The sequence below is a fragment of the Brevibacterium sp. FME17 genome, assembly GCF_014897515.1.
GTDB lineage: Bacteria > Actinomycetota > Actinomycetes > Actinomycetales > Brevibacteriaceae > Brevibacterium.
Window position 1 is genome coordinate 154,126 of the sequence record NZ_JABUYD010000006.1, and the last position, 12,487, is coordinate 166,612.

General features: G+C 64.9%; 8 protein-coding genes. 1 reads left to right on the forward strand and 7 read right to left on the reverse strand.

What is annotated here, in order from left to right; translation table 11 throughout:
• Positions 1–5: 5 nt before the first annotated feature.
• From INT40_RS08110 to INT40_RS08120, 3 genes are all read right to left on the reverse strand, one after another.
• A complete protein-coding gene (locus INT40_RS08110) occupies positions 6–1,403 on the reverse strand; it encodes an MFS transporter (protein WP_193095885.1) in 1,398 nt (465 codons plus the stop codon).
• Positions 1,404–1,582: 179 nt separating this feature from the next.
• A complete protein-coding gene (locus tag INT40_RS08115) occupies positions 1,583–2,953 on the reverse strand; it encodes a D-arabinono-1,4-lactone oxidase (RefSeq protein WP_101571650.1) in 1,371 nt (456 codons plus the stop codon).
• Positions 2,941–4,188, reverse strand: coding sequence for an amino acid deaminase/aldolase (locus tag INT40_RS08120; protein WP_193095886.1), 1,248 nt, complete (start codon positions 4,186–4,188; stop codon positions 2,941–2,943). The genes INT40_RS08115 and INT40_RS08120 overlap by 13 nt, the downstream gene beginning before the upstream one ends.
• Before the next feature lie 69 nt (positions 4,189–4,257).
• Between INT40_RS08120 and INT40_RS08125 the strand changes: the two genes are divergently transcribed.
• Complete coding sequence (locus INT40_RS08125) at positions 4,258–5,853, forward strand: succinic semialdehyde dehydrogenase (RefSeq protein WP_226830949.1); 1,596 nt, start codon at positions 4,258–4,260, stop codon at positions 5,851–5,853.
• Positions 5,854–5,873: 20 nt separating this feature from the next.
• Here the strand turns inward: INT40_RS08125 and INT40_RS08130 are convergent, their stop codons facing one another.
• From INT40_RS08130 to INT40_RS08145, 4 genes are all read right to left on the reverse strand, one after another.
• The gene (locus tag INT40_RS08130; RefSeq protein ID WP_193095887.1) at positions 5,874–7,841 is read right to left on the reverse strand and encodes a penicillin-binding transpeptidase domain-containing protein; all 1,968 of its coding nucleotides are present in this window, start codon (positions 7,839–7,841) and stop codon (positions 5,874–5,876) included.
• A 142-nt stretch (positions 7,842–7,983) separates the two neighbouring features.
• Positions 7,984–8,718: a response regulator gene (locus INT40_RS08135; RefSeq protein WP_193071591.1), complete on the reverse strand. Its 735-nt coding sequence runs from the start codon at positions 8,716–8,718 to the stop codon at positions 7,984–7,986.
• A gap of 309 nt (positions 8,719–9,027) precedes the next feature.
• The gene (locus tag INT40_RS08140) at positions 9,028–10,245 is read right to left on the reverse strand and encodes an acetyl-CoA C-acetyltransferase (protein ID WP_193095888.1); all 1,218 of its coding nucleotides are present in this window, start codon (positions 10,243–10,245) and stop codon (positions 9,028–9,030) included.
• Positions 10,246–10,398: 153 nt separating this feature from the next.
• Positions 10,399–12,462 (reverse strand): sensor histidine kinase, encoded by a 2,064-nt coding sequence (locus INT40_RS08145; protein WP_193095889.1) that lies wholly within the window; start codon positions 12,460–12,462, stop codon positions 10,399–10,401.
• Positions 12,463–12,487 lie beyond the last annotated feature (25 nt).

Below are 12,487 nucleotides of genomic sequence, written 5' to 3' on the forward strand. Positions count from 1 at the left end.
TCGCCTCAGGCGGGGACAAGATCCTTGTCACGGTCGACTTCCGCCAGGGGCCTGCCCGCCATATTGCGCGCCAGGAACAACGTCGGAACACCTGCGACGACGACGATGACGGTCGCATAGATCGCCGGTGCCAGCGTGAGGCCGGTGGAGCTCATCAGTGCGGTCGCGATCAGCGGTGAGAGTCCGCCGAAGAGGACCGTGGCCACGTTGTAGCCGATGGCCATTCCGGAGAAGCGGCTGGTGCCGGTGAACTGCTCAGGCACCATGGCCGCTGCCACAGCACTCCATCCGGCGGCCGGCACAGCAAGGAATGCGACGCCGAAGATCGCGACCCCGGAGTTCCCATCGACCAGCAGTGCGTAGGCGGGAATGGTGGTGAGGATGAAGACGGCCATCAGCACTGCCAGCGTCCTCTTCCGCCCGAAGCGGTCCGAGGCGAGGCCGAACAGGGGCGTGATGACGATCGCGACGACGGCGGCGATGGTGCCCAGCGCCAGAGACCCGGAGTTCTTCACGTGAGAGACCTCTTCGATATAGGTCGGCACATAGGTGATGTTGAGGAAGTAGCTGACCGAACCGATCGAGGAGATGAGGAACGCGACCAGGATCGCGCGGGGCTGCTGCAGGAAGGCGATGAGCAGCGGGGAGCGACCGCGTGAGACCACAGGCTTGTCACTCTTCGCGTTCTGCGCCCGCTTCGTCTTCTCCGCCGCCTGCAGGCGTTTGAAGGTGTCCGTCTCCTCCATCATTCGACGCAGCGGGATCATCAGCGCAGCGAGGAGAGCTCCGAAGATGAACAGGACGCGCCATCCCCAGGAGCTCATCGCCTCGGCGGACAGTGTGCTGGCCAGGAATGCTCCCGACCCGACTGCCAGGAGCGCTCCGACCTCGCTGTTGGCCGCCGCCCAGCTGGCCGCGAGTCCGCGCCGTTTACTGCCGGCCGACTCCATCAGGAAGACCATGATTCCGGTGTACTCTGCGCCGACGGAGAATCCGGACAGGCAACGGAAGAAGACCATGCCGACACCTGCCCAGATGCCGATCGTCTCGTATCCGGGCATGATAGCGATTCCGAGCATCGCGACGGCCATGAGCACGGCAGAGACGACCAGCGCGGACTTGCGGCCGACCCGATCGCCGAGGTGACCGAAGACCATGGCACCGAGCGGGCGGAACAGGAAGCCGGCGGCTCCCACACCCAAGGTGAGTAAGAGCGAGTCCGGCCGATCGCCGAAGAACTCCTTGGTCAGGATGGTCGCGACGTAGAAGAAGATAGAGAAGTCGTACCACTCAACTATGGTGCCGAAGGCGGCGACCATCATCGATCGACGTCGTCCCTTCTCCTTCTCCGGACTGCTGGAGACCGCGGGGTCCGACTGGGCCTGCGCTTCGAAATCTGACATCGAGGATTCCATTTCTTAGGGAATGCTGCGGCCGTATCTCCCAACGACAACGGATATGGCCGATCATCGAGACTATCCTGACCACCCTACTGCTGGTGGGAGCCCGTGGGCAGGTCAGCTGGAAATTCTCAGTTCACTCGCCAGTTCAGCCCGCACGTGTGCTCAGCCCACGCACCAGTTCAGCTCACGCGCGAACCCAGCCCGAACAGGGAGTCGGTGAATCGGTTGCCGAACACCGCCTGCGGGTCCAACTGGTTCCGCAGCGCACAGAAGTCCTCGAAACGCGGATAGAGTTCACGCAGTTCACCGGCGCCCAGGCTGTGGATCTTGCCCCAGTGCGGGCGGCCCCCGTGACGTCGACAGATCTGTTCGACGACACGGAAATATTCGGCGAAGTCGTCCTTCACGTACCGGTGCACCGCGATGTACATCGTGTCGCGTTCGTAGGCGGTCGAGAGCGGAACATCGTCGGCGGCCGCAGATCGGACTTCGATCGGGAATGAGATCGTCCATCCTCTCGACTCGATGGCTGCGCGGATCTCAGCAATCACCTCGGCGCCGGATGCGAAGGGAACCGCGTACTCCATCTCGTTGAACCGCACCCGCCGAGGTGTCACGAAGACGTCGTGGCCCGGTGCCCGATACGTCCTGTCCGAAACGGCGGACTGGGCGATCCGATTGATGTGGGGCACGAGGCTGGGCACTGCTGAACCGAGTTCGACGGCGAGGCGCAGGGCACCGTTTTCAACCACTTCCTTGTCGAGCAGGTTCAGTATCCGGTTGCGCACCCCCGCCTCGGCGAGGTGGCCCGGGCCGATCTCGCCAGGGCCGACACGGGTGTTCGTCTTGGTCAGAGCGGTATCTGTGTGCGGGAACCAGTAGAACTCGAAATGATCGGCGGCTCGCATCCGCGGTTCGAGGTCGTCCAGCAGATCGTCGAGGTCCGTCACGACCTCCTCGGCGATGAGGTCGAAGGAGGACACACACTGCAGCTCGATCTCCGTGACGATGCCCAGCACGCCGAGGCTGACGCGGGCCAGGTCGAAGATCTCCGGGTCACGTGTCGCTGACAGCTGGACTGCAGTGCCGTCGGGGCCCATGAGCGACAGTCCGGTGAGGGTTCCGGCGAATCCGGTGAAGCCGAGCCCGGTCCCGTGGGTGCTCGTCGAGATCGCTCCGGCGAGCGCCTGCGGGTTGACGTCGCCCTGGTTGGCCAGGGCCAGCCCGAAGGGGGCGAGTAGGGCCGGGATGTCGCGGAGCCGGGTGCCGGCGTGGAAGCGCACCCGCTGGCTCGCCTCGTCGACGCTGATGATTCCGCTGAGGTGGTCGAGGTTGACCATGACCTCGTCACCTGCGGCGACCGGGGTGAACGAGTGGCCGGCACCGACGGGCCGGACCCGTTGACCGGCTTCGGCTGCAGACGTCAGAACCTCGCTCAATTCCCCCGCCGAGGTGGGCCTGCGGAAGGTGTGCGGATACGCGTGGACATGACCGGACCAGTTCCGAAACCGCATCCGCGTCGTTTCCTCGTGCCGTCTCACAGCACCCATCCTTGTCCGCGGTAGGTCGTCCAGGTGTCGACGACTTGCGACCCCGAGACGACGAGGAATTCGTTGAAGTGTTCGGCGAGTTCACCGGCCTTCGCGTGCCGAAACCAGACCAGATCGCCGATGCGCAGGTCTTCGGCTCCGGGCCCGGTGAGGGGAGTTTGGACTTCACCCGCACCTTCGAGGCCCGCGTACTCGAGGCTCTGGGGCCAGGCGATCGTGGGAACTCGGTCCGGGCCGGGGACGCCGGAGGCGATGAAGCCGCCCTTGAAGACCGTGACCCAGCCGGGTCCTGGTCGGCGCACCACGGGAGTGGCGAAGTAGGCGGCCGGCTCGTGCTGGAAGTGGGTGTAGCCGTCGAAGAGTCCCGGGCAGAAGAGCCCGGATCCGGCGGCCACTTCGGTCAGCGTGCCCTCGGCGACGCTGGATTCGAAGGACCCGGTGCCGCCGCCGTTGACGAATTCGAGGTCGGCGAGTTCACGCACCGCGTCGATGACGCTGCGGCGCCGCACCTTCAGCTCCGCGATCGAGCGCTTCTGCATGGCACGCACCACCGCCTGTTTGGCTGTGGCCCCGGCATCGGCGGTGCCAGCGATCTGTCCTTCATAGGACATCAGCCCGACGAGCTTGACCTCGGGGCGAGCGATGACATGTGCGGCCAGCTCGACGGCGGAGGCCGCGTCTCGGATCGGCGAGCGCCGGGCTCCGATATGGACTCGGCTGCCCAGCACCCCTTCGCCCAGGCGGTAGGAGGCATCGATGTCGAGGCACACACGCACGGTCTGTGCGGTACCGCCAGCCGTTGCGTCAACAGCAGCCGAGTCACCTGCAGCCGTACCACCAGCAGCCGCCTCGCTGCGGGCACTGTCGATGATGTCGAGGTGGGTGGGGCAATCGATCATCAGGGTGATGTTCTGAGTGGCCCCCGCCTCGGCGAACATCTGGGTGAGGCTGCGCCGGTCAACGGTGGGATAGCCGACGAGGATGTCGCGGACTCCTCGGGCGTGCAGGGCCAGCGCCTCCGGCAGAGAATAGGCGAGGACACCGGAATAGGCCGGGTGGGCGAGCGCTCGGTCGATTGCAACGGGAGTGCGCAGCGACTTCGAAGCGACGCGGATCGGCAGACCCTGGGCGCGCTCGGCCAAGGCGGTGACGTTCGCGTCGAACGCCTCCAGATCAATCACAGCAGCGGGAGCCTCGACCCTGCGCACTGCGTGACGCAGTTCACGTGAGACCATGAGAATACTGTAGCGTAGGTTAGCGGCCTCCCGGGCCTGAACCCACCCATTCTCTGACGACACGGAGGCATGATGATGCACACGGACGTCACCAGCACCGGCACCCACGCAGACCGACTCACCCATGTCACCGATCGGCTCCGCGAATTCCTCGACACCGACCCCTATGCCGAGGCCTCGGGCAGCGGCGATCGCATGGTCAGCCCCGAGCCGTTCACCGGTGTAGAACTCCCCCGCTTCGCCTCGAACACCACGGCCGATATCGAGGACGCCTATGCCACCGCACGCATCGCCGCCGATGCCTGGTCGCAGCGGTCTCCCGAGCACCGCGCCCGGGTGCTGCTGCGCCTGCATTCGGCATTGCGCCGGCACGAGGACCTTCTCCTCGACATCATTCAGTACGAGACGGGCAAGGCCCGCATCCACGCCTATGACGAGATTCTCGACACCTACAACGTGTGCCGTCATTATGGGGTCACCACCCCGGCCCGTCTGCGCCCGCAGCGTCGCCGCGGTGCCGTTCCCGTCCTGACCCGCACCGAGGTCACCCGCACCCCGCTGGGCGTCGTCGGGTTCATCACCCCCTGGAACTATCCGCTGACTTTGGGCGCGACCGACCTGCTCGCGGCTCTGGCCGCCGGCAATGCCGTGGTCCACAAGCCCGACAGCCAGACGACTCTGACGGCGATCATCATGCGCCGCCTGGCCATTGCCTGCGGCCTGCCCGCGGAGGTCTGGCAGCTGGTGCCCGGACCCAGCAAGGAGGTCGGGCCTGCGCTGATGGCCGGTGCCGATGGGATCTCCTTCACCGGTTCGACCGCCGCAGGGCGTTCCATTGCCGCCGAGGCTGCTCGACGTCTGCTGCCGACCGCTCTTGAACTCGGTGGAAAGAATCCGATGCTCATCCTCTCCGATGCCGATCTTGGGTCGGCCGTAGACGGTGCGGTTCGTGGGTGCTTCTCCTCGGCTGGTCAGCTGTGTCTGTCCATCGAGCGCATCTATGTCCATGAGGATCTCTACCCAGAGTTCTGCGCCCATTTCGCCGAGGCGACCCGGAACCTCGAACTCAGCCCCGACTACTCATACGGCCCCGGAATGGGGTCCTTGGCAGGGCCGAAGCAGCTGGCCCGAGTCAGCGAGCACGTCGAACAGGCACGGGCCAGCGGAGCTCAGGTCATCGCGGGAGGCCGCCCGGTCCCGGAGATGGGGCCCTACTTCTATCTGCCGACCGTGCTCACCGATGTCACCGAGGAGGCCGAGCTGTTCGCTGAGGAGACCTTCGGCCCGGTCGTCGCCGTGTACCCGGTGGCAAGTGACGCGGAGGCGATCAAGCGGGCCAACGCATCCGAATACGGTCTCAACGCCAGCGTCTTCTCTCAGTCCCGCGGGCTCGAAACAGCCCGGCAGCTCGAATCCGGGATGGTCAATGTCAATGAGGCCTACGTGGCTGCCTGGGGTTCGATCGATTCTCCGGCCGGCGGGGTCAAGGCTTCAGGTATGGGTCATCGGCACGGCGTTGAGGGCCTCTACCAGTTCATGCACTCCCACAGCATTGCGGAGCAGAAGCTGGTTCCCATCGCCCCCTTCGGTCCGCTAGACCAGTCGCGATTCGCCCGCACACTGACCACAGCCTTCGACGTCATGCGGTCCCTACGCATGAAGTGAGGCATTGGTGAGGTTCTGCCTCAGTTGAGCGATTCGAAGAATTTCTTCGCCACCGGCACAGCCGCCTCGGCGCCGAACCCGCCGTCCTCGACGAGGACGGCCACGGCCACGTCGCCCTGATAGCCGGCGAACCAGGAGTGGGTGCGCGGTGGGGTCTCGTCACCGTATTCGGCGGTGCCGGTCTTGCCATGGACCGGTTCGCCGGGGACGTCCTGCAACGCGCCGGCAGTCCCATCGGTCACGGCACGGCGCATGAGCTTCTGCATCGCGGCGACCGCATCGGCATCGATCGCCTGCTCGCTTCTGCCCTTGTCTTCGCTCGTGTCCTTCTCCTTGTTCTTGCCTTTGCCGTCCTCGGAGACCACGAGAAGCGGGTTGACCGTGTCGCCCTCGGCCACCGACGCGGCCATCACCGCCACTGCCAGCGGGCTGGAGACGACTTTGCCCTGACCGATCATCTGCGCCGCATGCGTCACCGCGTCATCATCGCTGGGAACGATCGCCATCTTCGCCCCGGTTCCGAGATCAGCATCGTCCATTCCCAGGCTCGACGCCGCTTTCGCCACGTCCTCACCCGAGACCTTCTCTGCGGAGTTGACGAACGCGGTGTTGCAGGATTCGGCGAAGTTGTCTTCGAAGGCCATTTTGCCCAGGACATGGTCTTCGGCGTTTTTGAAGCTCTTTCCGTCGACCGTTGTCGTCTTCGGGCAGTCGAGAGTCGTCTTCGCATCGACTCCTGATTCGAGCAGAGCCAGGCCCGAGACGACCTTGAACACCGACCCGGGCGCGTACTGTCCGGTCAGCGCCCGGTCCCAGCCGGCACCTTCCGGATCTTGGTTGGCCGCAGCGATGATGTGACCGTCGCTGGGCCGGATCGCAACGAGGGCCGTCGGCTTCTTACCCGTCGCGGCGGCCTTGTCCGCGGCTTCCTGCACCTTGACGTTGAGCGTCGTGGTGATGTTCTCGCCGTCTTTTTCGGGGAACTCGTGGACGCGGACAGGATCGGCGGCATCGCCGTCGTCGGTGGCTTTGCTCTCGTCGGCGCCTTCGTCGTTCCCGTCATCGCGGTCCGCAATGTAGATCGCTTCGCTGCCCGGTCCGGTCAGCTGCTCATCGAAGGCCTTCTGCAGTCCGCTTTTGCCTACAACGGATTCACCGGTGAGTTTTCCATCAGAGGCCTCGACCTCCTCGGCGCTTGCGGCACCGGCCGTTCCCAGCGTCGGGCCGGCGAAGCCCTTCTTTCGGCTCAGCGGCTGAGTGTGCGTTTTGAACACGGTGCCGGGCAGGGAGTGGATCGATTCCTTGACCTTCTTGTAGTCGCCCTCACGCAAAGTGATGACAGGAACGAACTGATCGGGCTCAGCCTTGTCGACGCGTTCCTTCAGCGATTTCAGGTCGATGTCGAGTTCGTCCCTGAGAGCAGTGAGGGTGTCATCGTCGTCCTCAGCTTCGTCGAGTTTGGCGGGGTGGATGCCGATGTCGACGACGGGACCCTCGGCCATCAGCTCTTCGTCGTCCTCGCCGAGGATTGCCCCGCGCTGCCCGGGGGTCTTCTGCGAGACGAGGACCTGGCCGTCTTCGAGGTCAGGGTGCAGCACCGCGGGGGTGAGTTCCGCGGACCAGAGCAGACCCTTCTTGTGCAGGGGAAGTTCGGAGGTGTACTCCCAAGGTTCATCGTCCTGGTTCGTCCAGGTCCACTTCAGTTTCGCGACCATGCCATCACCGTGTGCCTCTGTGCCTGCGAACTTCACCGAGCGTTTCTTCATGCTCTGGTCGAGAGTCGCGAGGATCAGATCATGCAGCTTCTTCGCCGTCTTCTTGTCTGACCAGGCGTTCGATTCGATGGTTCCGCTGTTCAGATCGGCGGCGGCATCTTCCGCCGCTGTCTCCGCCTGGAGCGGCAACGTGAAGAAGGCGAAGGCGCCGGCACCGGCCAGCAGCACGACGACGAGGGCGATGGCCAGCCATGTCTTGGACTTCTTTGTCATAGGTCAATCATCAATGCAGTCAGCAGGGAAGTCCACTTGTCGACTGAGTTCGCTGATGAGGGGAAGGAGGCCGGGGATTCGTCAGTCGCGGCTTGGAACCGCCGGGCATTGTGGGGATGGAGCCCGGGTATCGAGGGGTGGTTCAGACGTCGTCGGTGACGACGGTGTATTCGAGCACCGGACGCCCGGCTGCCCCATACCGGGGGCGGCGAGCGAGCATGCCGGCGTCGGCCATGGCCTCTAAGTACCGTCGTGCGGTCACTCGCGAGACTCCGAGACCAACGGCGACCTCGGCGGCGGACTGTCCGGGTTGGTCGCCGAGGACGGACTTCACTTCGGTCTGCACCGCATCCGGGACACCCTTGGCGGTCGCGGCCACCGTGTGGGTGCGCAGTGCAGCGATCGCGGTGTCGACGTCGGTCTGCGTGACCTCGCCTTCGCTGCTGTCCCCGCCGAGGCTGTCGCGGAAGGAGGAGTAAGCCTCGAGTTTGGATTTGAACACGGGGAAGGTGAACGGTTTGATGATGTATTGGGCGACGCCGTAGGACAGCGCCTCCTGCACGATCTGCATGTCCCGGGCGGCTGTGACTGCGATGATGTCGACATCAACGCGGTGACCGCGGATGGCTCGGCAGACCTGCAGTCCGTGGCCGTCGGGAAGGTTCATGTCGAGGAGGACGAGGTTGATGCAGTCCGCGTCGAGACCATAGATCTTTCCGGTCAGAGCAGCCATCGCCTGAGTGGCATTCTTCGCTACACCGGCCAGGTGATAGCCGTCGATGCGGTCGATGTACTTTGCGTGGGCCCGGGCAGCGACTGCCTCGTCCTCAACCACGAGCACACCGATGCTCGACTCAGGGGTAGTTGTATCTGACATGCCGTCAGTCTAGCGTTCGTCGTTGCGGGCCTGCCGTGGTTCGTGTTACAGCCTCGGCACATCCATGACACAGGATTGGAACGCCGGGGCGCTGCTGGGCCGGTCAGCAACCGACAGCCTGGCCTGCCGGCGGGCTTTCCCATCTTCCTGGTCAGCAGAGCATGCGCGTTTACGGGGATTCGGCGGGAACAGAACCTTGATTTTCGTGCGTAAGATCGGGGTTCTGTTCCCGCCAAATCATGCGCGGCGTTCAGGCGCGCGGCGTTCAGGCGCGCGGCGTTCAGGCGCGCGGCGTTCAGGCGCGAGGCCTCAGGCGCGCTCGAAGATTGCGGCGATGCCCTGTCCTCCGCCGATGCACATGGTCTCGAGTCCGTAGCGAGCGTCGCGGCGGTCCATTTCGCGCAGCAGGGTTGCCAAGATCCGACCACCGGTGGCGCCGACCGGGTGACCCAGGGAGATTCCAGAGCCGTTGACGTTGAGGCGATCGAAGTCGTCTTTGCCGAAGCCCCATTCGCGGGTCACGGACAGCGCCTGAGCGGCGAAGGCCTCGTTGAGTTCGATGAGGTCGATGTCAGCCAGGCTCAGCCCGGCCTTTTCGAGGGCCTTCGTGGTGGCCGGGACAGGGCCGATGCCCATGGTCTTCGGCGGTACTCCGGCCACGGCCCAGCTGACCAGGCGGCCCAGCGGCTTCATCCCCTGCGCCTCGGCCGCTGCGCGGGTGGTGACGATGCTTGCGGCAGCTCCGTCGTTCTGGCCCGAAGCATTGCCTGCGGTCACGGTTGCCTGGTCATCGTCCTTGCCCAGGATGGGGCGCAGTTTGGCAAGCTTGTCGATGCTGGTGTCGGGACGGATGTGCTCATCGGCGTCGATCTGGTGTTCGGCGACCTTCCGAGTGGCGGGGATCGTCACCGGCACGATCTCTTCGGCGAAGCGTCCATCCTCAGCGGCCGCGGCAGCACGCTGGTGTGAGTTGAAGGCGAGTTCGTCCTGCTCGTCGCGGCCGATCGAGTATTCGCGGCGCAGGTTCTCAGCGGTCTCGAGCATTCCACCGGGAACTGGGTAGTTCTTACCGCCCGGAGTGACGCGGCCACGGCCCAGCGAGTCGGTGAATTCGGCGCTGCCGCCGCGCACTCCCCAGCGAATGGTGTCGTTGTAGAAGGGCGCGTGGGACATCGATTCGACACCACCGGCGATGACGAAGTCTCCGTTGCCGGAGCCGACGACCATTGCTGCGTCGATGACTGCCTGCAGTCCGGAGCCGCAGCGGCGGTCGACCTGCTTGCCGGGCACCGTCACGGGCAGGCCCGCGTCGAGCGCGGTGACACGGCCGATGCAGGGTGCCTCGGAGGTGGAGTAGCCCTGGCCCATGACGACGTCGGCGACGAGTTCCGGGTTGAGTCCGGTCCTGGCGATGAGCTCACGGACGACGATGGCGGAGAGTTCGTGGGCGGGGATGTCGCGGAACTGTCCTCCGAAACCTCCGATCGCAGTACGCAGCGGTTCACAAACGACGATGTCCTGATCCATGGTTCCTCCACTCGATTTCGCTTCGGCCGATGGCCCTTGTCCACCAGACCGGCATTCTTCTTCAGCCTAGGCCGGATCCACGAGATGGGGCGGAGAAGTTTCATTCATTGGGACGTCGCGCAGCCGAATCAGTCGCCCGCCTGGGCAGCCGGGTCAGTCGCGGTCGTCGCCAACGATCCGGATCGGCCCGGCGGGTGGGTTCCCAGATGGCTGGTTCGATGACGATGTTCCTGCTGAGGCGCGCCCGGAAGTCTGGCCGAGCGCACCGGGGTCGACGTATTGGTTGTCGGGCAGCCACACCGTGAGCACAGCGCCCTGGAATTCATCGCAGTCCTCACCGCGGCCCTGCACGTCGACGGCCCCGCCGAGGCGACGGATCGCCTGGACGACCAGAGACAGCCCGACCCCTCGGGTGCCGGTTTCCTGCCGGCCGAGTCCCTTGTCGATCTCGACGCCGTCGTGCTTGGTCGACCATCCCCGTTCGAAGATCGCGTCGACATAATCCTCGTCGATGCCCGGGCCGTCGTCGCTGACCTCGATAGTGAAGCCGCCGGCACCGCCCGCTCCGCTCAGGACCACATGCACCCGCTTGTTCTCCGGCAGCACGTCCCGTCTGCTCAGGGCATCGAAGGCGTTGTCGATGAGGTTACCGAGGATGGTCGCCAGGTCACGATCATCCCCGGCGAGGCGGCCCGAGAGTCCCGCCGTATCGACCGTCATGTCGATGCCCGCCTCGGCGGCCTGGGCGATCTTCGACAGCAGCAGTGCAGAGAGCACGGGGTGGTCGAAGCTCATCTGACCGTCGCCGGTGACCCGGTTGAGGTCATCGAGATCCTTAGCCGCGAAGTCGATCGCCTCGTCGACATGCCCGGTCTCCAGCAGGGACACGACCATGTGGAGTCGGTTGGCGTATTCGTGGGTCTGTGCGCGCAGGGAGTCTGAGAATGACCGTACGGAGACGAGCTCACCGGAGAGTTCGGCGAGCTCGGTGTGGTCGCGCATCGTCACGACCCAGGTGTCGCTGGCGGCATCGGTGGGCTGCTGGTTGACGACGAGCACCCGGTCGTCGGTGTAGTGGATCTCGTCGCGGGCCCAGCGGCCGGACGAGAGCAGATCGATGAGGGCGTCGGGCAGATCGAGGTCGTGCAGTGCGATGCCGCCGACCGGTGAGGTCGCTCGGACGGGATCGTCATCGGCGGCGATCTGCTCGTCTGCCGAGGCTCTGCCAGCTGACCCTTCGTCAGCTGGCCCTTCGCCCGCGGTGCCTTCCCCCGTGGAACCTCCGCCTGCGGCGGGCAGGCCGAGGAGTTCGCGCGCATCGGCATTGATGAGGACGATGCCCGTCGACCGGTCGACAAGCAGAAGCCCCTCCGAAACTGCTTTGAGCACCGAGGAGTAGAACTCGAGCATGCTGCGCAGTTCGGTGGCGCCGTAGTCGCCGGTGACTCGGCGCAAGCCTCTGGAGGTCGCCCAGGAGGCGGCGATGCCCAGGACCAATGTGGTGATGGCGATGCCGATGAGCCAGTTGCTCTGCGCCAAGAAGCCTTCTCGCACGGAGTCCGCTGAGTTGCCGACGATGACCGCCCCAACGACGGTGTTGGGACCGACATCATCGACGCCGAGGTGTTTCGCGAAGACCGGACTGATGACGTACATCGTGCCCCCGCCGGGGCCGCCGTCGTCGAGGAAGCGGACTATGGACTGCCCCTCAGAGACTCGCGAACCGTCGACGGCCATCGAGAGCTGATCGATCGAGTCTTCGGGCACATCCCCCGAGTTCGCGGACACGATCTTCTCTTCGTTGCGATCCTGCCGATTCGACGAACCCAACGACGGCGGGGTGACCAGGTAGTCAATGGGGACGACGGCTGCCACATCGAAGTCATATTCGCTCACGACATTGTCGAGCATCTTCTTGACGTTGCCATGCGATTCCTCGTCGATGAAGTCGGCCGGACTTGTCTTACCGGTCCCGACGAGGCTCAGCGAGATCGACATGTTGTCCGCCGCGGAGCGCAGCAGATCCTGTTCCCGCTTCTGGTTCAGCTGGGAGAGCTGGATGTAGAGGAGGCTCGTGGTCAGCACCATGATGCCCACGAGCATGATCGAGTTCGCGAACATGATGCGCCCGGCCACACCGAACTTCATGCGTCGGCTCACACGTGCCACCGGTCTCGTCAGTCCTCCTGACTTTTTGGCACGCTGGTCCTTGGGCATGGGTCCATTCTGCCACCCGCCGTGT

What these genes read in the sequence shown, in the direction of transcription:
- INT40_RS08135 (WP_193071591.1), bottom strand. Translation starts at nt 8,718, where the DNA reads ATGTCAGATACAACTACCCCTGAGTCGAGCATCGGTGTGCTCGTGGTT.
- INT40_RS08110 (WP_193095885.1), bottom strand. Translation starts at nt 1,403, where the DNA reads ATGTCAGATTTCGAAGCGCAGGCCCAGTCGGACCCCGCGGTCTCCAGC.
- INT40_RS08115 (WP_101571650.1), bottom strand. Translation starts at nt 2,953, where the DNA reads ATGGGTGCTGTGAGACGGCACGAGGAAACGACGCGGATGCGGTTTCGG.
- INT40_RS08140 (WP_193095888.1), bottom strand. Translation starts at nt 10,245, where the DNA reads ATGGATCAGGACATCGTCGTTTGTGAACCGCTGCGTACTGCGATCGGA.
- INT40_RS08125 (WP_226830949.1), top strand. Translation starts at nt 4,258, where the DNA reads ATGATGATGCACACGGACGTCACCAGCACCGGCACCCACGCAGACCGA.
- INT40_RS08130 (WP_193095887.1), bottom strand. Translation starts at nt 7,841, where the DNA reads ATGACAAAGAAGTCCAAGACATGGCTGGCCATCGCCCTCGTCGTCGTG.
- INT40_RS08120 (WP_193095886.1), bottom strand. Translation starts at nt 4,188, where the DNA reads ATGGTCTCACGTGAACTGCGTCACGCAGTGCGCAGGGTCGAGGCTCCC.
- INT40_RS08145 (WP_193095889.1), bottom strand. Translation starts at nt 12,462, where the DNA reads ATGCCCAAGGACCAGCGTGCCAAAAAGTCAGGAGGACTGACGAGACCG.